Source organism: Pseudomonas sp. A-R-19, from assembly GCF_019956575.1.
Taxonomy (GTDB): Bacteria; Pseudomonadota; Gammaproteobacteria; order Pseudomonadales; family Pseudomonadaceae; genus Aquipseudomonas.
On sequence record NZ_JAHBDR010000011.1, the window covers coordinates 37,451 to 62,666 of the forward strand.

Sequence of the window (25,216 nt, forward strand, 5' to 3'; positions counted from 1 at the left end):
TCACAGCGATGGGCTGATTGTATACAACTTTATATTCACTTTGTAAGCCTGAATTTTCGCATTTTTCACCGACTGTCATCTTTTACTGCTATTGGCGTGAGCCTGCAAGAAATCTGCCTGACTGGTCAGTAATTCGCTGAAGGGTTCATGGGCTGTGCGGTTTGGCGGGAAATCGACGGTAAATATGCGGATGGCGAGGGCAATGCGAAAAATGTCGTTTTTATTGTGTACAATTTTTTTGAAAAATGTCTTAATCAGTCGCTCGCCGCAGCTTTTCGTGCTCCGAATCGGTGCGGTCTCCTTTTCAACTGACTTTGGGAGGCGCGAAGTCTGACTGCTCCACGCAGGCAGGCGCGCAGAATCAATGGGACGTTTGACTACTCACGTTTTGGACGCAGCACACGGTTGCCCGGGCAGCTCGATCAAGGTCGAGTTGTACCGCGTTGAAGGTTCGCAGCTGGAATTGGTCGCCACTGCAGTCACCAACAGCGATGGCCGTGTCGATGCACCGCTGCTGCAAGGCGATGACTACCGCACCGGGGTCTATCAGGTTCAGTTTCATGCCGGCGATTACTACCGCGCTCGTGGCGTCAAGCTGCCGGAGCCTGCTTTCCTCGATGTCGTGGTGCTGCGTTTTGGCATCTCCGCCGAGCAGGATCACTACCATGTGCCGTTGTTGATTTCGCCTTACAGCTATTCCACGTACCGCGGCAGCTGATCCCCCAAGCAGCTGCAGCACCCTGGAAGCGACTGCGCATATAGCTTCTTTGGTCTTTCGCCCGCTCACACTGCGGGCTTTTTTTCGCCTGTAGGAGTGAGCTTGCTCGCGATGGAGGCCCAGACAACGCGGGCATTCAGATGTCCCGCGTCATCGTTGATGTCCATCGCGAGCAAGCTCGCTCCTACAACTGTTAGCGGCTCAGCAGGGACGCTGCACCCGCACCACCAAACAACCCGGCACTGATCCGGTTAAACCAGCTCTGGCCCTTGCCGCTGCGCAGATATCGCGCCGCACCATGGGCGCCGAGGCCATAGGCCAATTTGCACAGCAGGTCGAGCACGGTCCAGGTCGCAATCATCACCAGCAGTTGCGGCAGGAACGGCTGTTCGGCACTCAAGAACTGCGGCAGGAACGCGGCAAAGAACAGAATGTCTTTCGGGTTGCTCGCGCCGAGCATGAACGCTCGACCAAACAGCGCACGAAAGCGCGGCACCGGCGCAGCCTGTGGCACTTCAGCGCCGTGGGATGGCAGGCGCGATTGCTGCCAGCTTTGCCAGGCGAGGTAGAACAGGTACAGCGCGCCAAGGATCTTCAGGGCACTGAACAGCTGTTCGGAAGCCAGCAACAACGCACCCAGGCCCAGCGCCGAAGCACTCAGCAGGCAGATCGAGGCCGATACGCCGCCAAGAAAAGCCGGGTATGAGCGGCGCAGGCCGTAATTCAGACTGTTGCTGATCATCAACAAAGACAGTGGCCCCGGGATCAGGATCACAATCAGCGCAGCGCCGCTGAACAGCAGCCAGGTTTCCAGACTCATCACTTTCCTCCATTTGCACAAAAGCCCCACCCGACGGGGTGAGGCTGTTTTCAAGCGGGTCCCGCGTAAGGTTTACAAGAAGATGAACTTGGCGATGAAGATCGCGCAGAGCACCCACAGACTCACGGAAATTTCCTTGTACTTGCCGGTGCCGGCCTTCAACGCCACGTAGGTGATGAAGCCCAGCGCGATGCCGTCAGCGACCGAGAAGGTCAACGGCATCATGATCGCGGTAACGATGGCCGGAATACTGTCGGTGGCTTCGTCCCATTCGATGTGGGCCATGCCGCCCATCATCAGCATTGCCACATAAATCAGTGCGCCAGCGGTGGCATAGGCGGGAATCATGCCGGCCAGTGGTGCGAAAAACATTGCGGCTATAAATAGCACACCAACGGTGACTGCGGTAAGACCAGTCCGACCACCAGCGGCCACACCGGCAGCACTTTCCACATAGCTTGTCACTGGCGGAACACCCACCACCGCACCGAATACGCTGGAAGCACTGTCGGCTTTCATCGCGCGGGAGAGGTTTTCGATCTTGCCGTCAGCGCCGACCAGGTTGGCGCGCTGGGCAACGCCCATCAGGGTGCCGGCGGTGTCGAACATGTGCACGAAAAGGAACGCCAGGACCACGCTGATCATGCTGACGTTGAACACGCCGGCGACGTTCATGGCCATCCAGGTCGGAGCCAGGCTTGGCGGGGCCGACATGATCCCTTCGTAATGCACCAAGCCCAAGCCCCAACCGGCGAGGGTCACGGTGATGATGCTGATGAGGATTGCGCCGAAGACCTTGTGGTAGCTGAGGATGGCGATCATCAGGAAACACACGGCGGCGAGCAGTGGGCCAGGCTCGCGCAGGGAACCGAGCTTGATCAGGGTGGCCGGGCTATCGACGACGATACCCGCGGTTTTCAGGCCAATCAGCCCCAGGAACAGACCCACGCCGGCGCCCATGGCGAAGCGCAGGCTGACCGGGATGCTGTTGAGCAACCATTCGCGGATTCGCGAGAAGGTCAGGATCATGAACAGCACACCGGAAACGAACACCGCGCCGAGGGCGGTTTCCCAGTTGTAGCCCATGGTGCCGACCACGGTGTAGGTGAAGAAGGCGTTCAGCCCCATGCCCGGTGCCAGGCCGACCGGCCAGTTGGCGTACAGGCCCATCAATAGGCAACCCAAGGCCGCAGCGATACAGGTAGCGACGAATGCCGCGCCATGATCGATCCCGGCGTCAGCCATGATGTTGGGGTTGACGAAGATGATGTAGGCCATCGTGATGAAGGTAGTCAGACCGGCAATCAACTCGGTCTTCACCGTGGTGCCATGCAAGCTGAGTTTGAACAGACGCTCCAGCAAGCCATTGCGTAGTGGCGGCGAGAGATCCAGCGTCGATGCTTCGGATTTGCGGCTTTCCACAGCGAGTACTCCTCAAGAGTTTTATTTTTATTTCCAGGGCCGGATCCGAGAGGGGTGGCAGCGGCCCTTTGAGGTGCTTGCGAATTTGTTGACCGCTTGGTCAGGAACTCGCACGAAGTGGATTATGCTTTTGTATACAAAGAAAGCAAATAATGTTTTTGGTTTTGTCGACGAAATATTTGGCTTTAGGGATATATCGCCTGTTCCGACGCCTTCGCGAGCAAGCCCGCTCCCACCTTCGAACGGGTTTCAAATGTGGGAGCGGGCTTGCTCGCGAAGGGGCCAGATGACCGACGCATGTCTAAAAGGAAAACATTCATTCAGCCGCTGAATGATTTTTCCCCAATGCCAGATTCACCGCCAACCACCCATTCACGGCCTGTTCCCCAGCCTCGCCAAACACCCGCTCGAGCAATTTCACCTGCTCGCGCCGCAACGCTTGTTCAAACCGGGCACCTTCGGCAGTCAATTCCAGCAACCGCTTGCGCTTGTCAGTTTCGGACGCGACGCTCTCGACCAGGTGCATCTCCAACAATTGCCGCAGCGGCATGTTCAGCGCCTGCTTGCTCACGCCGAGCAAGGCCAGCAGTTCCTTGACACTCAGGTTCGGATAGCGGGCGATGAAAAACACGATGCGTTGATGGACCCGGCTCAGGCCGCGACGTTCGAGCATTTCATCGGCCTTGGCGGTGAAGGCCTGGTAGCCGAAGAAAAACGCTTCCATGGCTTGTTGCTGGGATAGCGGGTTTTTAAGGTCAAGCATATTGACGTATCCATTCGAGGAAGCGTAATTTCGGTCAATAAGTTTGACTCATTTTCTTCATGCCTCGCTACCGGTGATCCCCATGGCTTTTTCCGAACGTGTCTCGCGCCTTAAAAGTTCTTTGATCCGTGAAATCCTCGCTGCGGCGCAGCGTCCGCAAGTGATGTCGTTCGCCGGAGGTCTGCCGGCTGAAGCCATGCTGCCCAAGGTCGATTGGGCCGACATGCCGGTGTCCATCGGCCAATACGGCATGAGCGAAGGCGAGCCGGCGCTGCGTGAAGCGCTGGCCGCCGAAGCGCGGGCGTTGGGAGTGGCCTGTGAGGCCAGTCAGGTGCTGGTGGTCAGCGGATCCCAACAAACCCTGGACCTGGCTGCCAAGCTGTACATCGACAAAGGCACCGAGATCCTGCTTGAGGCGCCGACTTATCTGGCGGCACTGCAAATATTCCAGCTGTTTGGGGCCGATTGCCTGACCGTGCCGCTGGAGGCTGACGGTCCGAACCTGGTGCAGTTGCGCGCTCGCCTGGAACAACACCGCCCGGCGTTCATCTACCTGATCCCGACTTTCCAGAATCCTTCGGCGGTGCGTTACAGCGAAGCCAAGCGCGACGCGGTGGCAGCGCTGCTCGACGAGTTCGGCGTCACCCTGATCGAGGACGAGCCTTATCGCGAACTGAGCTTCGATGGCGACAGCGCCACGCCGATTGCCGGACGCTTGAAAAAAGCCAGCTGGATCTACACCGGGACCGTGTCGAAAACCCTGTTGCCGGGTTTGCGCGTTGGCTATCTGATCGCCAGCCCGGACCTGTTTCCTCATCTGTTGAAACTCAAGCAGTCGGCGGATCTGCACACCAATCGGGTTGGTCAGTGGCAGGCATTGCAATGGATTGGCAGTGAGAAATATCAGCAGCACTTGAGTGAGTTGCGCGGGTTCTATCGGGAGCGGCGTAATGCGTTTCAAGTTGCACTGGAAACACACTTTTCAGATCTGGCTGACTGGAACATGCCGCAGGGCGGGCTGTTTTTCTGGCTGAAACTCAAGCAACCGCAGGACACCCGCACCTTGCTCGATGCTGCTTTGGCCAACGACGTGGCGTTCATGCCGGGCGAGCCGTTTTTCCCTGAGCCGGATAATCATCCGGGCTATCTGCGGCTGAATTTCAGCCACATCGATCCGGCGCGATTGGATGAAGGTTTGAAGCGATTGGCGGGGGTGGTGCGTAAGGCGCAGACTGCGGTGGCGGCCTGATCGCCAGCAAGCCGGCTCCTACAGGGGGGGCGGCGGTCACGAATCTTGTGTACGCCGCCACTTTGTAGGAGCCGGCTTGCTGGCGATGGCGTCCGCAAGGACACCACAAAACCTCAGGCTGCAGCGAAACGCTTATCCAGATAATCAATGATCACCTTGGACTCATACATCCAGGTGGTCTGGCCATTCTCTTCAATACGCAGGCACGGCACCTTGATCTTGCCGCCTTGCTCCAGCAGGGTCTGGCGATCCTGTTCGTTGTTTTTCGCATCGCGCAAGGCCACCGGCACATTCAGGCGGCGCAGGGTACGGCGAGTCTTCACGCAGAACGGGCAGGCGTGGAATTGATACAGGGTCAGGCCCTTGGCGGCGGATTCGACCTGGGCCTGAGCAGCGGCGGGGCGCTTCTTTTTGCCTGGGCGGGTGATGAAGTCGATGAAGATGATCAGTTGGCCAAGGCCGACACGAAGCGCTTTTACGAACACGTTGAAAGCCTCACGGTGCAAGAAGAAAGGCGCGCAGCTTACCTGATTTTTTACGGACGAAAAAAAACCGGCGATGAACGCCGGTTTTCTTCGTGCCGCGAATTACTTGATGAGGCTGAGGAATTCGCTGCGAGTGGCGGCGTTCTCGCGGAACTCACCGAGCATCACCGAGGTGATCATCGAAGAATTCTGCTTTTCCACACCGCGCATCATCATGCACATGTGCTTGGCCTCGATCACCACTGCAACGCCCAGGGCGCCAGTGACCTGCTGGACCGCATCGGCGATCTGGCGGCTGAGGTTTTCCTGGATCTGCAGGCGGCGGGCGTACATGTCGACGATCCGCGCCACCTTCGACAGGCCCAGGACCTTGCCGCTCGGGATGTAGGCAACATGCGCCTTGCCGATGAACGGCAGCAGGTGGTGTTCGCACAGCGAGTACAACTCGATGTCCTTGACCAGCACCATTTCGCTGTTGTCGGAGCTGAACAGGGCACCGTTGGTGACCTCTTCCAGTGTCTGTTCATAGCCGCGGCAGAGGTACTGCATGGCTTTGGCGGCACGCTTGGGCGTGTCGAGCAGGCCCTCGCGGGAGACGTCCTCGCCCAGTTGGCCAAGGATCGCGGTGTAATTCTGTTCCAGGGACATGAAACTACCTGTGGGATTTTACGCAAAGGGCAAGGGTACGGTGGCGGACACGACGCTGCAAGCGTGGCGCGTCAGCTTTACTCGTCGCGACCTTCCATCATGGTGCGTTTGAGCATCACATAAACCGCGCCGGCACCGCCATGTTTCGCCTGGCACGAGGTGAAGCCGAGCACCTGTGGATGCTGGCGCAGCCAGGTGTTGACGTGGCTTTTGATCATCGGCCGCTTGCCGTCCAGGCGAACAGCCTTGCCATGGGTGACGCGCACGCAGCGGATTTCGAATTTGGTCGCTTCGGCCAGGAAAGCCCAGAGGGTTTCCCGGGCTTTTTCCACGCTCATGCCGTGCAGGTCGAGGCTGCCTTCGAACGGAATCTGTCCGATCTTGAGCTTGCGCATCTGGCTTTCCTGCACGCCGTCACGCGCCCACATCAGCTCGTCTTCAGGGCCGACGTCGATGACGAACTGATCGGACAGCCCGTCGACCGTGGTGGATTCGGTGCGCACAGTGGCAGCCTGGCGCAGCTTGGCAATCTGCGCGCGGTCTGCCTTGGGTTTGCCGGTTTCGGCGCGATCGTGCTTGATCGGCTTGACGCCTTGGATCGCGCTTTTGAACAGGGAAAAATCGTCGTCTTGCATGTCAGCCTCCGCGAAGGGCGGCCAGTTTACCCAACTCGAAGCGAATCGGGCGCGACAAAACGCACGGCGCTCGGTCTCGACCTTGCTCTCAGTCGTGTTTTTTCATCAAGTGCGGGGACATGGCCAGCTCCCGCGATTGCCGCGAGCGGCGCCGGCAACGACGCCACAGCCACACGCCCAGGTACAGCACGAACAGGCCAATCGCCAGGATCACTGCCGCCCCGGCCCGGTTGGTGTTCAACTCGCCCAGGGCAGGTGCATGGCCGAACAGGGCAGCGGCACCGGCCATGGCGAGCAGCACTCCACTCATTGCCAGCAACGCAGCGAACGCTGCGCCGATTCTAAAACGCCAGTTGCGTTGGCCTTTGGGCCGCAAGCGGCGAGCGTCAAAACCATCGGATAACTTCATTCCGACCTTCCTCAATGGGTATCGGCCCTTCGACCGGGAGTTGACCGGGATGTTCCTGAGGCTAAGACAATTACGGCTAATGAGAGGCTTTTGCGGATGAGCGGCGTTTTTGACCGCTCATGGGCGCCGATCAGACCAGTTCGTGGGTCAAGGCGAGGGTGGCGAAGTTGTCGCCCATGATCGCCATTTCGGTCTGATGAACATGCTCGGCGCTCAGGACGCCACCCTTGTAAGGCAAATCGCGAGTGGCGCAGGCGTCTTCAATGAGTGTGCAGCGAAAGCCAAGGTTCTTCGCTGCGCGCACGGTGGTGCTGACGCTGGAGTGACTCATGAAGCCGCAGACGATCAGGTCGAGGGCGCCGAGGTCCTCCAGGCGTTTGGCCAGTTCGGTGCCGTGGAACGCGCTTGGCAGCAATTTACCGATGATGGTTTCGTCGCTCTGCGGTTCCAGGCCCGGAATGAACTCACCGCCGACGCCTTGCGGGTTGAACATGCCGCCGAGGGTGCCGAGATGGCGGACATGCACGATCGGCCGGCCGGCGGCACGGGCAGCGGCGAGCAATTGCTTGATGTTCGCGACGGCCTCATCCATGCCGCTGAGGGCCAGTGGCCCGCTCAGGTATTCTTTCTGGGCATCGATGATGATAAGGGTCGCGTGGCTCAGTTTGGCTGCCGGATAACCGCGGCCGCTGAGTTGAAACATCGTTTTTGGAACGGACATTCTGGGGCTCCTTGGAGTGGGGCTTTTGCGACATTGTCCTCTGGCTGAGCGGTTCTGTGAATCGCTACGATCGTAGGTGCCGCCGTTGCTGGCCTGTAGCCTTGTCAATAGTCGCGTTTTGTTCAATAGCGTTGCGAAAAAATGGATAACTCCTACATTCGATTCGGAAGTTTTCCCGCGTCGTCGTGACGCTGTTTGACTGGTAGAATCGTCCGTCGATTTTTCTGGAGTTTGCCGTCGTGATCACTTCCCGCCTTCGTACCCTGCGTGACCATATCCGTTGGGCCGTCAGCCGCTTCCATGGGGAGGATCTGTTTTTCGGCCATGGGACGGACAATGCCTGGGACGAAGCCCGTCAACTGGTGTTGGGTGCGCTGCACCTGCCGTGGGAAATTGCCGACAGCTACCTCGACTGCAATCTGGAAGAAGACGAGCTGGTCCACGTGCAGCTGCTGCTCAAGCGCCGCATCGAAGAGCGCGTGCCGACCGCTTACCTGCTGGGTGAAGCCTGGTTCTGCGGTATGTCGTTCATCGTCGATGAACGTGTGCTGATCCCGCGTTCGCCGATTGGCGAGCTGATCGAAAATCGTTTTACCCCGTGGCTGGCTAACGAGCCGGCGCGGATTCTCGACCTGTGCACCGGCTCCGGTTGCATCGGTATCGCCTGCGCCTACGAGTTCCAGAACGCCGAAGTGGTATTGGCCGATCTGTCGTTCGAAGCGTTGGAAGTGGCCAACCAGAACATTGAGCGTCACGGTGTCGATGAGCGCGTCTACACGGTGCAGGGTGATGGTTTCGATGGTTTGCCTGGCCAGCGTTTCGACCTGATCGTGTCGAACCCGCCCTACGTCGATGCGGAAGATTTCGCCGACATGCCGGACGAGTACCAGCACGAACCGGAACTGGGCCTGGCCTGCGGTGATGACGGTTTGAACCTGGTGCGGCGCATGCTTGCCGAAGCGGCGGATCATCTGACCGAGAAGGGCTTGCTGATTGTCGAGGTAGGCAACAGCCAGGTGCACGTCCAGGCGTTGTACCCGGAAGTCGACTTCGCCTGGCTGGAGTTCGAGCGTGGCGGGCATGGCGTGTTCATGCTCAGCGCACAGCAGTGCCAGGAGCACCAGGCGCTGTTCGCTTCCCGCGTCTGACCCCAATCATTGTGGCGAGGGAGCTTGCTCCCGCTCGAGCGCGAAGCGGTCGCCGAAAGGGGCTGCTTCGCACCCCAGCGGGAGCAAGCTCCCTCGCCACAGATGAGTCACTACCTACACATCACCGGTGCGTGGCAATCCAGATCAGCAACCCTGCCTGAAACACCGCAAACGCCACCAGACACGTAATGGTGAAGCGCAACCCGGCATCTTCGCGTTTGTATTTGCTGACTTTTTCTTCGTGGTTCTTGAGTTTGACTTCCTGCTCGGCCAGGTTCTGCTCGGCTTGCTGGAGCATTTGTGCGGCCTCGAGAATTTCCACGACCTGCAGTTTTTCGCTGTTCCAGTCACCCAAGAGGTCGCCGACCTTGACCGGCTTGACGCTGCCTTTCAAATGCTGGGCATCGGCGTACACCACGTCGAAACCGTGCACGCGCAAAAAATGATCGCGGCGCAGGCGGGTGTCTTCGTTCAGTGCATCCTTGTTGTTCAGGTCAAAGCCGTCGACGGTGTAGGTCGGCCAGCGTTTCTTCGCCCAGTTGATGCCCTGGGCAGCCAGGTAGCGGCCGATACCACGGTTCAGCGGTTCAATCTGCAGACCGCTTTCCGGTTCGAAATGCACGCGTTTTTCGGCGTGATCGACCCATACATCCAGAAAATTCTGTTCCTTGCGTACGCGCTGGCCGGGCAGGGTGATGCTCATGCGCATCAGGCTGCGCGCCTTGTCGTTGCGTTCGGCATAGCCCAATTCGACAAAGCGCAACGGGCGGCCGCCGGTATTGCGGTCAGTCTTCAGCGGCGCCAGACGGAGCATCTTGTGGTGCTCGACGTGGACGTCCGCCCAGGGCAGCTCGACCGCTGGCGGTGCGTCTGTTTCAGCGGTGGTGTCGGGTGAAGTCTGGGTGTCAGTCATAACGGCGAGATCCTGTCCAAGCTCAACTTGTCGCCAACCAATGTGTTGGCGACAAAGGCTTATCGGCCGTTTTCTTCAAGACTGGAGGGCAAACAGCGCTTAACTGGTGCGAAGTCCGTCAATAAACCCGAGGATCCGCGTGCCCAGTTCCGCCGCCAGGGGCAATTGCGGGTCTTTATAGGAAGCCAACTGGCGCTTGACGTCGTTGGGCACGATGCGCATGACGTGGTTCATGCCCTCGATCAGCGCCAGTTCGGCGTCCGGTTTGGCCGCCTTGAGCAATCTTGCGTCATTGACGCCGACCTGGATGTCGTTGCTGCCCTGGATGATCAGCGCCGGCATCTTCAGCTTGGCGAACGCCGCGGCCGGGTCCTGGCGGAACAGGGAAATCAGGTAAGGCTGCACGCTCGGGCGGAAAATCGCCTGCAAGGGTGGCGGCACATTATCGTCGGGTTTCCCGGCCTTGAGGCTGTCGAGCAATTCATTGCTGCGCAGCATCAGCGGTGGCGGCAGGCGATTGCCCAGTTGCTGGCGGATGACCTGATCGACCGGCCTGGCGCTGCCGGAGACAGAAATCACCGCGTCGGCATCGATGCCCGGCGCCGCGAGACTGGCGATCAAGGCGCCTTCGCTGTGACCCAGCACAATCAGCTTGCCGAAACGCGGATCGGTCTTGAGCTTGCGGCCCCAGGCTTGCGCATCGGACACATAGGCGTCTACCGTCAGGTTGCGCTCGTCCGGGGTCGCGGCCAGGCTCGCGGCCACGCCACGTTTGTCGTAACGCACGCTGGCGATGTTGTGTTTGGCCAGCACCCAGGCGAGGCGCTTGAGGCTGTCATTGCGCCCGCCATCGGTATTGTTGCCGTCGCGATCCGTAGGGCCGGAGCCGGAAATGAACAGGACAACCGGCACCGGATTGTCGGATTTTGGCAGTAACAGCGAGCCGAAAAGCTCGCCAGTGCCGGTGTCCAGCGTCATCGGCCGTTGCAGGACAGTCGCCTGGGCGAAGCCGGAAATCAGGGTAAGGCTCAAGGCTAGAACTCGCAGCATCATCGCGCCATTATCAAGAAGATGCCGGTTGGACTCACAGGCACCCATAAGGTTCGAGGATGAACTACTTGGGTAGCCTGCGTATACTGGCGCGCATTACGTATTCAGGTTCGATTTCACGGAGCGCCCTGCATGTCCGGCAATACCTACGGCAAGCTGTTCACTGTCACCACCGCGGGCGAAAGCCATGGTCCGGCGTTGGTCGCCATTGTCGATGGCTGCCCGCCGGGGCTGGAGATATCCCTGGAGGATCTGCAGCGTGACCTGGACCGCCGCAAGCCCGGCACCAGCCGCCACACCACCCAGCGCCAGGAAGCCGACGAAGTCGAAATCCTCTCCGGCGTGTTCGAAGGCCGCACCACCGGTTGCGCCATCGGCCTGCTGATCCGCAACACCGACCAGAAGTCCAAGGACTACTCGGCGATCAAGGATCTGTTCCGCCCGGCCCACGCCGACTACACCTACCACCACAAGTACGGCGAGCGCGACTACCGTGGCGGCGGTCGCAGCTCAGCCCGCGAAACCGCGATGCGCGTCGCGGCCGGTGCGATTGCGAAAAAATACCTGGCCAGCCAGGGCATCGTGATTCGCGGCTACATGAGCCAGCTGGGGCCGATTGAAATCCCGTTCAAGACTTGGGAGTCGGTGGAGCAGAACGCCTTCTTCAGCCCGGACCCGGACAAAGTGCCGGAACTGGAAGCCTATATGGATCAGTTGCGCCGCGACCAGGATTCGGTCGGCGCGAAAATCACCGTGGTCGCCGAAGGCGTGATGCCGGGCCTGGGCGAGCCGATTTTCGACCGACTCGACGCCGAGTTGGCCCATGCGCTGATGAGCATCAACGCGGTCAAGGGCGTGGAAATCGGCGCCGGTTTCGCCAGCGTTGCCCAGCGCGGTACCGAGCATCGCGATGAAATGACCCCGCAAGGTTTCCTCAGCAACAACGCCGGCGGCATTCTCGGCGGTATCTCCTCCGGTCAACCCATCGTTGCGCACCTGGCGCTGAAGCCGACGTCGAGCATCACCACGCCGGGCCGTTCCATCGATATTCATGGCAACCCGGTGGAAGTGATCACCAAGGGCCGTCACGATCCGTGCGTCGGCATCCGCGCCACGCCGATTGCCGAGGCAATGATGGCCATCGTGCTGATGGATCACCTGCTGCGTCACCGTGGGCAGAACGCCGATGTGCGTGTGAGCACGCCGGTGCTGGGTCAGCTGTAAATGGCTGACTTCCTGGTCGCAGCCGTCTGATGGCGGTTGCGGCGCTCCCGTACTGGCGGCTCTCCAGTTTCTATCTGTTCTATTTCGCCTTGCTCGGTTCGACAGCGCCTTTTCTGGCGCTGTACTTCGATCACCTGGGCTTTAGTGCCGCGCGCATCGGCGAACTGGTGGCGATCCCGATGCTGATGCGCTGCGTGGCGCCGAATATCTGGGGCTGGCTGGGCGATTACACCGGCCGCCGCCTGGCCATCGTGCGCTTCGGCGCGGTGTGCACGCTGCTGACCTTTTCGCTGATCTTCGTCAGCAAGACCTACGCCTGGCTGGCGATGGTCATGGCCTTGCATGCGTTCTTCTGGCACGCAGTGTTGCCGCAGTTCGAAGTCATCACCCTGGCGCACTTGCAGGGCCAGACCTCGCGCTACAGCCAAATCCGCCTGTGGGGCTCGATCGGTTTCATCATCACCGTGGTCGCGCTGGGTCGGCTGTTCGAATGGCTGAGCCTGGATATCTACCCGGTGGCGCTGGTGCTGATCCTGGCCGGTATCGTGCTCAGCAGCCTGTGGGTGCCCAACGCCCAACCGGCGCCGGGCAACCGGGTGGCGGGGGAGGGATTTTTCAAGCAGTTGCGCAACCCCGGCGTATTGGCGTTTTACGCGTGCGTGGCGCTGATGCAGATGAGCCATGGGCCTTACTACACGTTCTTGACCCTGCATCTTGAGCGTCTGGGTTACAGCCGTGGCGTGATCGGCATGCTCTGGGCGGTTGGCGTGGTCGCTGAAGTCTTGATGTTTTTGGCCATGAGCAAGATCCTCGCGCGGTTTTCCCTGCGCCGGGTGCTGATGGCGAGTTTTCTGTTGGCGGCGCTACGTTGGTTGCTGCTCGGGTCGTTCGCCGAATTCCTTTGGGTCTTGTTGGTTGCCCAGGTGCTGCACGCGGCGACATTCGGCAGCTTTCACGCCGCTGCCATTTCATTCGTGCAACGTAGTTTCGGTGCGCGCCAGCAAGGCCAGGGTCAGGCGCTGTATGCCGCATTGGCCGGCACCGGCGGTGCGTTGGGCGCGTTGTATTCCGGCTACAGCTGGAATGCCCTCGGCGCCGCCTTGACCTTTAGTATTGCCAGCCTCGCAGCCGTCGCGGCTACCGTTATCATTGCCACATGTATGCAAGAGGACAGGCCATGAGCCTTACCCGTGAACAACTCGCCCAGGAAATCATCGACGCCGGGCGTTTTCTGTACGGCCGCGGTTGGTCGCCGGCCACCAGCAGCAATTACTCGACCCGCCTGTCGCCGACCGAAGCCTTGCTGACCGTGTCCGGCAAGCACAAGGGGCAACTGGGCCTGGACGACGTGCTGGCCACCGACCTGTCAGGCAACAGCCTGGAGCCGGGCAAGAAACCGTCCGCCGAAACCCTGTTGCACACTCAGCTCTACAGCTGGCGCCCCGAGATCGGCGCGGTGCTGCACACCCATTCGGTGAATGCCACCGTGCTGTCGCGCCTGACGCCGCAAGACTTCATCGAGTTCGAAGACTACGAACTGCAAAAGGCCTTCAGCGGTGTGACGACCCACGAATCCCGGGTGCGCGTGCCGATTTTCGACAACGACCAGGACATTGCGCGCCTGGCCGCCAAGGTGCAGCCTTGGCTTGACGCCCATCCCGATTGCGTCGGCTACCTGATCCGCGGCCATGGCCTGTACACCTGGGGCGCGCGCATGAGTGATGCCCTGCGGCAGATCGAGGCCTTTGAATTTTTGTTCGAGTGCGAGTTGAAGATGCGCTCGCTCTTTAAAGCATGAACCGTTAAGGAGTTGCCCTGATGAGCAGCCTGTCCGTTTATCACGTCTCCAGCCCTGAGATTCCCAACAAGGTGCTGACCCATTTCGAAGACATCGCCTCGACCCTGGCCGAGCAGGGCGTGCGTTTCGACCGCTGGCAAGCGGCGGCGAAAATCCAGCCGGGTGCCACTCAGGAAGAAGTGATTGGCGCCTACCAGGCGCAAATCGACCAGTTGATGACCGAGCGCGGTTACATCACCGTCGACGTGATCAGCCTCAACAGCGATCACCCGCAAAAAGCCGAGCTGCGCGCCAAGTTCCTCAACGAACACCGCCACGGCGAAGATGAAGTACGATTTTTCGTCGCCGGGCGTGGTTTGTTCACCCTGCACATCGACGATTACGTCTACGCGGTGCTCTGCGAGAAGAACGATCTGATCTCGGTGCCGGCCGGTACCAAACACTGGTTCGACATGGGCGAGCACCCGCATTTTGTCGCGATCCGCCTGTTCAATAACCCGGAAGGCTGGGTGGCCAATTTCACCGGCGAAGACATCGCCAGCCAATTCCCGTGTCTTGAGGACTGAGTCGATGCCGATCAAAGCGATTCTCACCGACATCGAAGGCACCACCAGCGCGGTGAGTTTTGTCTTCGACGTGCTGTTTCCTTACGCGGCCAGGCATCTGCCGGACTTCGTTCGTGAACAGGCCGGGCGCGCAGACGTGGCCGCACAACTGGACGCCGTGCGCCGGGACAGCAACGAGCCGGGCGCCGACGTCGAGCGCGTTGTCGAGATCCTGCTGGGCTGGATTGCCGAAGACCGCAAGGCCACGCCGTTGAAAGCGTTGCAGGGAATGGTTTGGGAGCAGGGCTATCAGGCCGGGCAGTTGAAGGGGCATGTGTACCCGGACGCCGTTGAAGCGCTCAAGCGCTGGCACCAGAGCGGCTATCAACTGTTCGTTTATTCCTCGGGCTCGATCCAGGCGCAGCAGTTGATCTTCGGTTGCTCGGAAGCGGGGGATTTGACGCCGCTGTTCAGCGGTTACTTCGACACGACGTCGGGGCCCAAACGGGAAGCGCAGTCCTACGCCAACATCACGCAAGCGATCAACATCAAGGCGGGGCAGATTCTGTTTCTGTCTGACATTGTCGAAGAGCTGGATGCCGCGCGTGCGGCGGGGATGGCAACGTGCGGCCTGGCCCGTGACGGCGGCGAATTGGCGGGGCATGTCACCGTGGACAGCTTTGCGCGGATAGAACCCTCTACATTCTAAACACCATACAAACGGTGGGAGCGAGCTTGCTCGCGAAAGCGGTGTGTCATTCAACGTTGATGTTGACTGACACTCCCTCTTCGCGAGCAAGCCCGCTCCCACATTTTTTTACAGCGAGTGATAGGTCGGCAGCGCGAACCGTTGCTGGCTTTGCAGCAGGGAAATCTGCGGCAATTCACTGGCTTGTTCGGCAAGGTCGCGGCGAATCGCACTGATGACCCACGTCAGTTGGTCGCCATTGTGCAATTGCTGGTAAGAGATCGAGCGTTTGAATTCTCTGCCGTCGGCGCTGTGCAAGGTCAGCAGAATCCCGCCATCAGGACGGTCCCGGGTAGTGACTGCGAAGTTGGAGAACAAGGACGAAAATTTTTCCTGAATGAGGCTCATGTCGTTCGGCTCCGTGATGACTTGAATGGCAAGCATGGAGAGACGGTTGCAGCCTTTGTGCCAGTATTGTTGGTTAAATAATATTTATTAAAATCAATAAGTTACGATTATTGGTGATTTTTGCTTTCGTGCAATCTGCATGAATGGCCATCGTGCATCCTGCATTTTGCAGGTAGGTCGGCGACTCGATGGAACCAATGGGCGTGCACGGGATCACCTTCGCGCAACGCTGCCGCGGATCAAGATCGCGGATCAAGATCGCGGATACAAAACATTTCAAAAACCGCGTGTACAGCTCAAGAACCGTTGACGTATTTTCGGGTTCAGTCACCGCCGCCCGACAATAAAAAAAGATCGAACGGGAGCATCATGAGCCGCACGTCGCACGACACGATTACCTGGGGCATGATGCTCCGCAAGCTGCCTTCCATCGCCAAAGCCATCCCCCGGGTGGTGAAGGGCATGAAGGTCGCCAACGTCAAGGACCCGACCCAACCGTGTGGTTTGGGCTGGAGTTTCGAGCAAGCCACATTGCGCAATCCGGATGGCCCGGCGCTGTTGCAAGGCGACGTAACGCTCAGTTACTCCGAGGTCAACCAATGGGCCAACCGCATCGCCCATCACCTGATCGACCAAGGCATCGGCAAGCGTGATGTGGTAGCGGTCTTCATCGAGAATCGCCCCGAACTGCTGGTGACGATTCTGGCAGTGGCCAAGGTCGGTGCGATCAGTGCGTTGCTCAATACCTCGCAGACCCGCGACACCCTGGTGCACAGCGTGAATCTGGTGGCGCCGGTGGCGATCATTGTCGGTGAGGAGTTGGTCCCGGCGTACCTGGAGGTGTGTGACCGAGTGGCGATCAAGACTGCGCGCACCTGGTTCGTCGCCGATCAGGACACTTCGCGCCAACCGGGTATCGCGCCTGAAGGTTTTATCAACCTGATGACTGTCAGTCTTGACGACGACACTGACAACCCGGCCAGCAGCCAGCAGATTTTCTTCGATGATCCCTGCTTCTATATTTACACCTCAGGCACCACCGGGCTGCCCAAGGCGGGTGTGTTCAAGCATGGCCGCTGGATGCGCAGCTCTGCGAGTTTCGGCATGATCGCCCTGGACATGCGCCCGGACGATGTCGTCTATTGCACCTTGCCGCTGTACCACGCCACGGGCCTGTGCGTGTGCTGGGGTTCGGCCGTCAGTGGTGCCAGCGGGTTCGCCATCCGCCGCAAATTCAGCGCCAGTCAATTTTGGAACGACGTGCGCAAGTACCGGGCGACCACCATCGGTTATGTCGGCGAACTGTGCCGCTACCTGGTCGATCAATCGCCGAGCGCCGATGACAGCCAGCACGACGTGAAGAAGATGATCGGCAATGGCCTGCGTCCCGGTGCCTGGAACGAGTTCAAGACCCGCTTTGCGGTGAATCACATCTGTGAGCTGTACGCCGCCAGCGACGGCAATATCGGGTTCACCAACATTCTGAATTTCAACAACACCATCGGTTTTTCCCTGATGTCCTGGGAGCTGGTGGCGTACGACCACGACAGCGGTGCACCGATCCGCGAGGCCAATGGCCTGATGCGCAAGGTCGCCAAGGGCGAGCAGGGGTTGTTGCTGGCAAAAATCGACGACAAGGCACCGCTGGACGGCTACACCGATCCGCAGAAAACCGCCAAGGTCGTGCTCCACGATGTCTTCCAGAAAGGTGACCGTTACTTCAACACCGGCGACCTGTTGCGCAACATCGGCTTTGGGCATGCGCAATTTGTCGACCGCCTGGGTGACACCTACCGCTGGAAAGGCGAAAACGTCTCGACCACCGAGGTCGAAAACATCCTCCTGCAACACCCGCATATTTCCGAAGCCGTGGCCTATGGCGTTGAAATCCGCAATACCAATGGCCGCGCCGGCATGGCGGCGATCACCCCCGCCGAGTCCTTGGCCACCCTGGATTTCAGCGAACTGCTGGCCTTCGCCCGTGAGCAAATGCCGGCCTATGCGGTGCCGTTGTTCCTGCGGGTGAAAGTGAAAATGGAAACCACCGGGACGTTCAAATATCAGAAGACCCGACTCAAGGACGAAGCTTTCGACCCGGGTAGAACGGGAGATGACCCGATCTATGCCTGGCTGCCGGGGACCCAGACTTACGTGCAGGTCACGGAACAATTGTTGACTGATATTCACGGTGGCAAGTACCGCTATTGAATCTGGCTATGGTGGCCCATGAGAAAAAACAAGTGACAGTGCGGGGGGCGCTCGGGAAACTGTCGGCTTTTACGAATGACAGAAAAGGGAGTGCCCAATGTCAGACAAAAGCCGCCAGATGACCCCCGAAGAAGCCGCCGAATTTGCCGAACAGGTATTCAACAAGGCACGGGAGGGCGATGCGGCAATGATGGCCGCGCTGCTGACCAAGGGTTTGCCGCCGAACCTGCGTAACCACAAGGGCGATACCTTGTTGATGCTGGCCGCGTACCACGGTCATGTGGACACGGTAAAAGTCCTGCTGGAGCACAAGGCCGACCCGGAGATCCGCAACGACAACGGTCAGAGCCCGATTGCCGGCGCCGCCTTCAAGGGCGACCTGGCGGTGATCAAGGCCTTGGTCGAGGGTGGCGCGCAGGTTGAAGGTTCGTCCTTCGATGGCCGCACGGCGCTGATGATGGCGGCGATGTTCAACCGCGTCGAAGTGGTCGATTACCTGATCAGCAAGGGCGCCGACCCGAAAGCCAAGGACGCCAATGGCATCACCGCGCTGGACGCGGCCAAGACCATGGGGGCTTCCGATACCGTTGCGCAGCTGGAAAAACTGCTGGGCTGATGCGTCATCCTGTGGTGTGGGTGCTTTTGTGGCGAGGGGGCTTGCCCCCGTTGGGTCGCGAAGCGGCCCCAATGGCGGAATTCAGATAAACCGCGTCTGCCGGGTTTACGACTGCTGCGCAGCCGAACGGGGGCAAGCCCCCTCGCCACAGGTCCGCATTTCACTCAGTAATGCGCTATCCTTCGCGCCCTCAAAACTCCCCTCGCTACAGGATCCGCCCCATGAAAGCCGCACTCGTCGAACTCATCAGCAAAATCAGCTCCGGGTGCATGGGCGATGACGAAATCCTCAAGGTCGCGGATGAAGCAGCCCAGGCCTACGCCGATCCGCAGGCTTTTCTGAGCGCCAACGCGGACATCAACTACGATGACACTTTCCCGATCCCGCTCGGGGAGTGGGTGGTAGTCGGCAGCCTGCCGGAAACGGTACTGTTCCAGGCTGACACCTACATGGACCTGTTCGCTCAGGTCGTTGCCTCGTTCGGCCCGGGCGTGGAGTTCAATCTCAAGCCCAAGCAACTGGCCAAGACCGAAGCCCTGACCGCGCTCAACCGCATCCAGGTGCAGATGAGCAGCCTGAGCAAGGAAAACGGCGGCTACACGCTGATGAACTTCAGCCAGTTGCTCGATGACGAGTTGCAGGTGGTCCTGGTCTACGGCAATGACGTGCCACGCGTGCTGCAATTGTGCGCAGAAGTCGGCATCGCCGCCGCGCCATCCCTGGAAGCCCTGAAAGTAGCGATCCACGTCTGATAGCCAAATACTGTCAATAAAAGGGAACCCTCGCGACGACCGTCTATCCTAAGAGGGCAAATCACTCTTCAGGAGCGTCACCATGGGTTCCACGTTCAACAGTCTGGTTGCCTTGATCATTTTTGCCCTGGATATCTGGGCCATCATCAACGTATTCAAAAGCAGCGTCGGGACCGGGGCCAAAGTCCTCTGGGTACTGTTGATCGCGCTGTTGCCAGTGCTGGGACTGATCATCTGGGCCATCGCCGGGCCGCGGGGCAATGTCAAACTCTGACGGATTTCCCACTAACAACCCTGACCCTGTGGGAGCGGGCTTGCTCGCGAAAGCGGTGGATCAGTCAACCTTGATAGCGACTGACACCACGCCTTCGCGAGCAAGCCCGCTCCCACATTCGACCTGTCATGTTCCGCGACGTAGAATGCGCGCCTTTCCCGGTCAATCGAGACATTCGAATGGCCATCATGGGCGGGTAACCGTCCGTTGCCACCCGCATTCATCGGAGCACTTCCCATGAGCAACATCCCCACCAGCGACTACCTGGAAACCCTCTACGAAGGCTATGGCCAGCGTTTTCGCATGGAAAAACTGCTGCACGAAGTGCGCACCGAACACCAGCACCTGGTGATCTTCGAAAACCCGCGCATGGGCCGGGTGATGGCGCTGGACGGCGTGATCCAGACCACCGAAGCCGACGAATTCATCTATCACGAAATGCTCACCCACGTGCCGATCCTCGCCCATGGCACCGCCAAGCGCGTGTTGATCATCGGCGGCGGTGACGGCGGCATGTTGCGTGAAGTGGCCAAGCACCGCAGTGTCGAGCACATCACCATGGTCGAAATCGACGGCACCGTGGTCGACATGTGCAAGGAATTCCTGCCGAACCACTCCAAGGGTGCATTCGATGATCCACGCCTGAACCTGGTGATCGACGACGGCATGCGTTTCGTCGCCACCACCACTGAAAAATTCGACGTGATCATTTCCGACTCCACCGACCCGATCGGGCCGGGCGAAGTGCTGTTCTCGGAAAACTTCTACCAGGCCTGCCGCCGCTGCCTGAACGAAGGCGGCATCCTGGTGACCCAGAACGGCACGCCGTTCATGCAGATCGAAGAAGTGAAGACCACCGCCGGTCGCCTGCGCAGCCTGTTCCCGGACTGGCACTTCTACCAGGCCGCCGTGCCGACCTACATCGGCGGCTCGATGACCTTTGCCTGGGGCGCGACCAATACCGCTTATCGCAAGTTGTCCCGCGAAACCCTGCAACAGCGTTTCACGGGCAGCGGCATCATCACCCGCTACTACAATCCAGAAATCCACATCGGTGCGTTCGCCTTGCCGCAATACGTGTTGCAGGCAGTGAACAAGCCAAGCAACGACTGATGGGTTGAAACACAGACCTGTAGGAGCGAGCCTGCTCGCGATGGACGTGAACGATGACGCGGGATGTCTGATTTAACGCGGCGTTCTCAAGTTTTTCGCGAGCAGGCTCGCTCCTACAGAGATCTGCGATGGGTGCAGATCCACCGGAACAATTAGCCAGCTAACAAGGTCGAGATAGAGGTAAGCCCATCCATGGGTTTTATCGAGGAGGCACCAATGCAAAAGTGGAGAATCACTTTCGTGGATGATCATGGCGAGACCATCAACGAAGTCTTTGAGTGCGACGAGTGCCCAGATAAAGAGCAGGCTGCCAAGCTCATCAAGGCCCGGCTTCTTCCTGTCGCCGCCGAACTGGATCTGAACGATTTGGAGGGGCGGACCAGCGACGCGAGCGTCAAAGAACTCAAGTCCCAGAACAGCATTCAAATCCTCGGCATTACTCCAATCTGAACGACAGCTGTCGCATTCACATCCAGACCTTGGCAGAGGCTCTATCTTGGGGCTACTCTGCAAGCGAGATCAGCGAATGGATCGCTAAGGTCTGGTCTTGTCAGCTCCATGCTTGTTTCCCGCCGGCACATCGGTTGCCGTCGCTCGCGCTGTTCGGTTGCGGGTGAGGGAGTACGGAAAGTCTATCCATCGTTTTGAGGAGGACGTTTCATGAGCACAGCCTATCAAGAAGACATCAGCAGCAGCGTTCTGCGCCGCATGAAAGAAGGCGGTTTTGACTTTTCACGTTTTCATCCCATCGAGTTCTACGCCATTTTCCCGGACGAGGAGCGGGCGCGCAGGGCGGCAGGTCATTTCCACCGTGGTGAATCCCTGGATGCCCAAGTCAGTGTGCGTGACGACGGTGCCTGGGCGCTGGAATTATGCAAAGTCATGTATGCCACCTACGACGACATCGGCGATTTCGAACAGGGTTTCGAGGCTGTCGTTGAGCCGCTGGGCGGAATCATCGAAGGCTGGGGTGTGAAACAGGAGGTACGAGGGCGACTCGCATAACATTATGATCAGTGACAAACAGCGTTGACGGCTGACCCTCGGGTTGGCCGTTTTCATTATTACCGCCAATTAATTCAACACGACCTGGTAGGAGCTGGCTTGCCAGCGATGGCGTCCTCGAAGAACAACACATGACTTAACGGCCCTTCGCCAGCAAGCCGGCTCCTACGGACTATGCTGGTGACAGGCGTCTATCACGCCTTGCAATGAAGCGGGGGCAATCAGGTTGGGGCATTTGTCGCACAGGATTGGTGCGGCGCCTGCGCATTGATTATCCAACCGATTGAAATATAAGCGTTTATGCCGATGGCACGGGCCTTGCGAAGGTCTGGACGTCCGAGTGACAAGGAGTACGGCATGATCCGCACCTGTTTTGATGAGATGTACGATGCCGGCGGCCAGGTCCGCCCGCATTATCGGGAGTTTGCCCGTTGGCTGGCCGAGACGCCTGACGAGCTTCTGGCACAACGGCGACGCGAGGCCGATCTGTTGTTTCATCGCGCCGGGATTACCTTCACGCTCTACGGGGACGAGCAGGGCACAGAGCGCCTGATTCCCTTCGACACCATCCCCCGCAGCATCCCCGCCAGCGAATGGCGGATTGTCGAGCGCGGCTGCATCCAGCGGGTCAAGGCGTTGAACATGTTCCTCGCCGACCTCTACCATGAGCAGCGCATCATCAAGGCCGGCATCATTCCGGCCGAACAGGTGCTGGCCAACGAGCAGTATCAGTTGGCGATGCAAGGGCTGGATCTGCACCGCGATATCTATTCGCACATCTCCGGCGTCGATCTGGTGCGTGACGGCGATGGCACCTATTACGTGCTCGAAGACAATCTGCGTACGCCCAGCGGCGTCAGCTACATGCTCGAAGACCGCAAGATGATGATGCGCCTGTTCCCCGAACTGTTCGCGGCGCAACGCATTGCGCCTATCGACCATTACCCGAACCTGCTGCTCGACACCCTGAAAAGCTCCAGCCCGATCGATAACCCGAGCGTGGTGGTGCTGACGCCTGGCCGATTCAACAGTGCGTTCTTCGAGCATGCGTTTCTCGCACGGGAAATGGGTGTGGAACTGGTGGAAGGCGCGGACTTGTTCGTGCGTGACGACAAGGTCTACATGCGCACCACTGACGGGCCAAAAGCGGTCGACGTGATTTATCGTCGCCTCGACGACGCCTTCCTCGATCCGCTGGCGTTCAATCCGGAATCGATGCTCGGCGTGCCGGGGCTGCTGTCGTCCTACCGTTCCGGCAACGTGGTGCTGGCCAATGCGATCGGCACAGGGGTGGCGGACGACAAGTCGGTGTACCCGTTCGTTACCGACATGATCCGTTTCTACCTCGATGAAGAACCAATCCTGAAGAACGTGCCGACCTGGCAGTGCCGTAATCCGTCTGAACTTTCCCACGTGCTGGCCAATCTTCCAGAACTGGTAGTCAAGGAAACCCAAGGCTCCGGCGGGTACGGAATGCTGGTGGGGCCGGCGGCGACGGCGGCGGAAATCGAAGCCTTTCGCGCGCGCATCATCGCCAAGCCCCATGCGTATATCGCGCAACCGACGCTGTCGCTGTCGACCTGTCCGACTTTTGTCGAAAACGGCATCGCGCCACGCCACATCGACTTGCGGCCGTTTGTCCTGTCGGGTCGTGAAACCCGGGTTGTGCCCGGCGGCTTGACCCGTGTCGCCCTGCGTGAAGGCTCCCTGGTGGTCAATTCGTCCCAGGGTGGCGGAACCAAGGACACCTGGGTGGTCGAGGATTAAAGGAAGCCTGCCATGTTAAGTAGAACTGCCTCGGATTTGTATTGGATGTCGCGTTACCTGGAGCGGGCGGAAAACCTCGCACGGATGCTCGACATCAGTTATTCGCTGTCGTTGATGCCACAGGATGGCCGTGGCGACGGTTTGCACGAGCTGGCCATGCCGCTGTTGATCACCGGCACCCTTGACGATTACCTGGAGCGCCATGGCGAATTGCATGCCGAACGGCTGCTGCATTTCTTCGCCCTGGATGCGGCCAACCCGGCGAGCATCTACAGCTGCCTCGGGGCCGCGCGGGCCAGCGCCCATGCGGTGCGTGGGCGCATCACCGCCGACATGTGGGAAAACATCAATGCCACCTGGCTGGAGATTCGCGGCATTGCCGAACAGGGCTTGAGTCGCTACGGCATGAGCCGTTTCTGCGAGTGGATCAAGGAACGTTCCCACCTGTTCCGGGGCGCGTCCTACGGCACCATCATGCGTAACGATGCGTTTCGCTTCATCCGTCTGGGGACCTTTATCGAACGGGCGGACAACACTTTGCGGCTGCTCGATGCCCGCTACGAAATGGCCGGCGATCAGGCCGAGGCGGTCAGCGATGGCACCGCTCACGCGTATTACCAATGGAGCGCGTTGTTGCGGGCGTTGTCGTCGTTCGAGGCCTACACGGAAATCTACCGCGATGCCCCTGGTGCCCGGCATGTCGCCGAATTGCTGTTACTGCGGGCCGATGTACCGCGATCCTTGCGTGCCTGCACCGAAGAGATCGACCAGATTCTCGCGCAATTGCCGGGAGCCAACGGTCGTCCCGCACAGCGCCTGGCGGCAGAAATGGACGCGCGCCTGCGCTACACCGGCATCCATGAAATTCTCGAAGAAGGCCTGCACGCCTGGCTGACCGAGTTCATCCCGCTGGTGCGTCAGTTGGGTAACGCGATTCACAGTTCTTATCTGGAGGCCGCATGAGACTTTCCATTAGCCACGAAACCACCTATCACTACGAAGACAAGGTGCGGGCGAGCATCCAGTACCTGCGACTGACTCCTCACGACAGCGAGCGCCAGCACGTGCTCAGCTGGCAGCTCGACTTGCCGCGCCCGGTGCGCGCGCAACTCGATCCGTTTGGCAACATCCTGCACGTGTTGACCATGGACGAGCCGCACGAAGCAATCATCATCGGCGCCCGTGGCCAGGTGGATATCGACGAATTGCGCGAGGCCGAACACGAGAGCCAGTCGGCACTGCCGTTTCTGCGTTTCACTCGCCTGACCGAAGCAGACGCCGGCCTGCGTGCATTCGCCGAGAAGGCGTGCAAGCAACGCCGCGACCGCACGGCGCTGATCGATCTGATGCATGGTCTCAACCAGCACATGACCTATACGCCGGGCTCCACGGAAGTGGACACCAGCGCGGCCCAGGCCTTTGCCGGACGTTCCGGCGTGTGCCAGGACCACACCCACGCGTTTCTCGCCTGCACCCGCAGCCTGGGCATTCCCGCGCGTTATGTGTCGGGTTATCTGTACAGCGAAAACTGCGAACACCTGGCCAGCCACGCTTGGGCCGAAGCCTGGCTGGATGATGCCTGGTACAGCTTTGACGTGACCAACGAACTGGCCCGGCCGGAACGTCACCTGAAACTGGCGGTGGGCCTGGATTACCTGGATGCCTGCCCGGTGCGCGGAATGCGTCGGGGCGGCGGGTGTGAGCAGATGCATGCCAAGGTGCGGGTTTCACCGACACCGGCGCCGGTGATCTTGGTGCAGCAACAGTAGAATCGGGGATACCGCTTCGCGAGCAAGCCCGCTCCCACATTTGATCTGCGGCATGCACAGCAATTCCA

29 protein-coding genes are annotated in these 25,216 nt (G+C 59.6%); 18 read left to right on the plus strand and 11 right to left on the minus strand.

The window, feature by feature from the left end; genetic code table 11:
- The first annotated feature begins 364 nt into the window (after positions 1–364).
- The gene (uraH, locus tag KGA88_RS00465; protein ID WP_008017679.1) at positions 365–718 is read left to right on the plus strand and encodes a hydroxyisourate hydrolase; all 354 of its coding nucleotides are present in this window, start codon (positions 365–367) and stop codon (positions 716–718) included.
- Positions 719–911: 193 nt separating this feature from the next.
- On the opposite strand, the gene KGA88_RS00470 is transcribed toward uraH, so the two are convergent.
- From KGA88_RS00470 to KGA88_RS00480, 3 genes are all read right to left on the minus strand, one after another.
- Positions 912–1,538: a LysE family translocator gene (locus tag KGA88_RS00470; protein WP_223588180.1), complete on the minus strand. Its 627-nt coding sequence runs from the start codon at positions 1,536–1,538 to the stop codon at positions 912–914.
- Between the two features lie 72 nt (positions 1,539–1,610).
- The gene (locus KGA88_RS00475; protein ID WP_015096117.1) at positions 1,611–2,960 is read right to left on the minus strand and encodes an NCS2 family permease; all 1,350 of its coding nucleotides are present in this window, start codon (positions 2,958–2,960) and stop codon (positions 1,611–1,613) included.
- Positions 2,961–3,276: 316 nt separating this feature from the next.
- Positions 3,277–3,723, minus strand: coding sequence for a MarR family winged helix-turn-helix transcriptional regulator (locus KGA88_RS00480; RefSeq protein WP_110660466.1), 447 nt, complete (start codon positions 3,721–3,723; stop codon positions 3,277–3,279).
- A gap of 82 nt (positions 3,724–3,805) precedes the next feature.
- On the opposite strand from KGA88_RS00480, the gene KGA88_RS00485 reads away from it, so the two are divergent.
- Positions 3,806–4,972, plus strand: coding sequence for a PLP-dependent aminotransferase family protein (locus KGA88_RS00485; protein ID WP_223588182.1), 1,167 nt, complete (start codon positions 3,806–3,808; stop codon positions 4,970–4,972).
- Positions 4,973–5,085: 113 nt separating this feature from the next.
- Here the strand turns inward: KGA88_RS00485 and KGA88_RS00490 are convergent, their stop codons facing one another.
- From KGA88_RS00490 to KGA88_RS00510, 5 genes are all read right to left on the minus strand, one after another.
- A complete protein-coding gene (locus KGA88_RS00490; RefSeq protein ID WP_110659518.1) occupies positions 5,086–5,457 on the minus strand; it encodes a glutathione S-transferase N-terminal domain-containing protein in 372 nt (123 codons plus the stop codon).
- Between the two features lie 102 nt (positions 5,458–5,559).
- Entirely contained in the window at positions 5,560–6,105 is a 546-nt protein-coding gene (gene folE, locus KGA88_RS00495) for a GTP cyclohydrolase I FolE (RefSeq protein ID WP_003204506.1), read from the minus strand.
- A 77-nt stretch (positions 6,106–6,182) separates the two neighbouring features.
- On the minus strand, positions 6,183–6,740 hold the full coding sequence (locus tag KGA88_RS00500; RefSeq protein ID WP_110659502.1) for a Smr/MutS family protein: 558 nt from the start codon (positions 6,738–6,740) through the stop codon (positions 6,183–6,185).
- Between the two features lie 88 nt (positions 6,741–6,828).
- Complete coding sequence (locus tag KGA88_RS00505) at positions 6,829–7,149, minus strand: hypothetical protein (RefSeq protein WP_103394865.1); 321 nt, start codon at positions 7,147–7,149, stop codon at positions 6,829–6,831.
- A gap of 130 nt (positions 7,150–7,279) precedes the next feature.
- Positions 7,280–7,870 carry a cysteine hydrolase family protein gene (locus tag KGA88_RS00510; protein WP_223588184.1) on the minus strand — a complete coding sequence of 197 codons (591 nt, stop codon included), beginning with the start codon at positions 7,868–7,870 and terminating at the stop codon, positions 7,280–7,282.
- 239 nt (positions 7,871–8,109) lie between these two features.
- On the opposite strand from KGA88_RS00510, the gene prmB reads away from it, so the two are divergent.
- On the plus strand, positions 8,110–9,018 hold the full coding sequence (prmB, locus tag KGA88_RS00515; protein WP_110659504.1) for a 50S ribosomal protein L3 N(5)-glutamine methyltransferase: 909 nt from the start codon (positions 8,110–8,112) through the stop codon (positions 9,016–9,018).
- 121 nt (positions 9,019–9,139) lie between these two features.
- On the opposite strand, the gene KGA88_RS00520 is transcribed toward prmB, so the two are convergent.
- Both KGA88_RS00520 and KGA88_RS00525 read right to left on the minus strand, forming a co-directional pair.
- Complete coding sequence (locus KGA88_RS00520; RefSeq protein WP_110659505.1) at positions 9,140–9,931, minus strand: hypothetical protein; 792 nt, start codon at positions 9,929–9,931, stop codon at positions 9,140–9,142.
- 99 nt (positions 9,932–10,030) lie between these two features.
- Positions 10,031–11,029 carry an alpha/beta hydrolase gene (locus tag KGA88_RS00525; RefSeq protein ID WP_223588186.1) on the minus strand — a complete coding sequence of 333 codons (999 nt, stop codon included), beginning with the start codon at positions 11,027–11,029 and terminating at the stop codon, positions 10,031–10,033.
- A gap of 84 nt (positions 11,030–11,113) precedes the next feature.
- Between KGA88_RS00525 and aroC the strand changes: the two genes are divergently transcribed.
- Genes aroC through mtnC form a run of 5 tightly spaced genes read left to right on the plus strand, consistent with a single transcriptional unit; the run spans position 11,114 to position 15,257 of the window.
- Entirely contained in the window at positions 11,114–12,205 is a 1,092-nt protein-coding gene (gene aroC / locus KGA88_RS00530; protein WP_085716874.1) for a chorismate synthase, read from the plus strand.
- Positions 12,206–12,234: 29 nt separating this feature from the next.
- The gene (locus tag KGA88_RS00535) at positions 12,235–13,386 is read left to right on the plus strand and encodes an MFS transporter (RefSeq protein ID WP_223588188.1); all 1,152 of its coding nucleotides are present in this window, start codon (positions 12,235–12,237) and stop codon (positions 13,384–13,386) included.
- Positions 13,383–14,003 carry a methylthioribulose 1-phosphate dehydratase gene (locus tag KGA88_RS00540; RefSeq protein ID WP_110659509.1) on the plus strand — a complete coding sequence of 207 codons (621 nt, stop codon included), beginning with the start codon at positions 13,383–13,385 and terminating at the stop codon, positions 14,001–14,003. Before KGA88_RS00535 ends, KGA88_RS00540 begins: the two co-directional genes overlap by 4 nt.
- Positions 14,004–14,023: 20 nt before the next feature.
- Positions 14,024–14,569: a 1,2-dihydroxy-3-keto-5-methylthiopentene dioxygenase gene (locus KGA88_RS00545; protein WP_110659510.1), complete on the plus strand. Its 546-nt coding sequence runs from the start codon at positions 14,024–14,026 to the stop codon at positions 14,567–14,569.
- Between the two features lie 4 nt (positions 14,570–14,573).
- Complete coding sequence (gene mtnC, locus KGA88_RS00550; protein WP_223588190.1) at positions 14,574–15,257, plus strand: acireductone synthase; 684 nt, start codon at positions 14,574–14,576, stop codon at positions 15,255–15,257.
- 108 nt (positions 15,258–15,365) lie between these two features.
- Here the strand turns inward: mtnC and KGA88_RS00555 are convergent, their stop codons facing one another.
- A complete protein-coding gene (locus KGA88_RS00555; protein ID WP_110659519.1) occupies positions 15,366–15,644 on the minus strand; it encodes a DUF3509 domain-containing protein in 279 nt (92 codons plus the stop codon).
- A 369-nt stretch (positions 15,645–16,013) separates the two neighbouring features.
- Here KGA88_RS00555 and KGA88_RS00560 point away from each other — a divergent pair, with 369 nt between their 5' ends.
- The 10 genes from KGA88_RS00560 (at position 16,014) to KGA88_RS00605 (ending at position 25,148) form a co-directional block, all read left to right on the plus strand.
- The gene (locus tag KGA88_RS00560) at positions 16,014–17,852 is read left to right on the plus strand and encodes a long-chain-acyl-CoA synthetase (protein ID WP_223588192.1); all 1,839 of its coding nucleotides are present in this window, start codon (positions 16,014–16,016) and stop codon (positions 17,850–17,852) included.
- 97 nt (positions 17,853–17,949) lie between these two features.
- Positions 17,950–18,468 carry an ankyrin repeat domain-containing protein gene (locus tag KGA88_RS00565; RefSeq protein WP_110659513.1) on the plus strand — a complete coding sequence of 173 codons (519 nt, stop codon included), beginning with the start codon at positions 17,950–17,952 and terminating at the stop codon, positions 18,466–18,468.
- Positions 18,469–18,689: 221 nt separating this feature from the next.
- Positions 18,690–19,220 (plus strand): hypothetical protein, encoded by a 531-nt coding sequence (locus tag KGA88_RS00570; RefSeq protein ID WP_223588194.1) that lies wholly within the window; start codon positions 18,690–18,692, stop codon positions 19,218–19,220.
- A gap of 82 nt (positions 19,221–19,302) precedes the next feature.
- Positions 19,303–19,494: a PLDc N-terminal domain-containing protein gene (locus KGA88_RS00575; protein ID WP_103394878.1), complete on the plus strand. Its 192-nt coding sequence runs from the start codon at positions 19,303–19,305 to the stop codon at positions 19,492–19,494.
- 237 nt (positions 19,495–19,731) lie between these two features.
- The gene (gene speE, locus KGA88_RS00580; protein WP_223588197.1) at positions 19,732–20,607 is read left to right on the plus strand and encodes a polyamine aminopropyltransferase; all 876 of its coding nucleotides are present in this window, start codon (positions 19,732–19,734) and stop codon (positions 20,605–20,607) included.
- A 216-nt stretch (positions 20,608–20,823) separates the two neighbouring features.
- Positions 20,824–21,057, plus strand: a complete 234-nt coding sequence (locus KGA88_RS00585) for a hypothetical protein (protein WP_110659516.1) — start codon at positions 20,824–20,826, stop codon at positions 21,055–21,057.
- A 210-nt stretch (positions 21,058–21,267) separates the two neighbouring features.
- The gene (locus KGA88_RS00590; RefSeq protein WP_007971898.1) at positions 21,268–21,612 is read left to right on the plus strand and encodes a ribonuclease E inhibitor RraB; all 345 of its coding nucleotides are present in this window, start codon (positions 21,268–21,270) and stop codon (positions 21,610–21,612) included.
- A gap of 357 nt (positions 21,613–21,969) precedes the next feature.
- Entirely contained in the window at positions 21,970–23,379 is a 1,410-nt protein-coding gene (locus KGA88_RS00595) for a circularly permuted type 2 ATP-grasp protein (RefSeq protein ID WP_110659517.1), read from the plus strand.
- Positions 23,380–23,391: 12 nt separating this feature from the next.
- Entirely contained in the window at positions 23,392–24,342 is a 951-nt protein-coding gene (locus KGA88_RS00600; protein ID WP_007971901.1) for an alpha-E domain-containing protein, read from the plus strand.
- Complete coding sequence (locus KGA88_RS00605) at positions 24,339–25,148, plus strand: transglutaminase domain-containing protein (RefSeq protein ID WP_223588199.1); 810 nt, start codon at positions 24,339–24,341, stop codon at positions 25,146–25,148. The genes KGA88_RS00600 and KGA88_RS00605 overlap by 4 nt, the downstream gene beginning before the upstream one ends.
- Positions 25,149–25,216 lie beyond the last annotated feature (68 nt).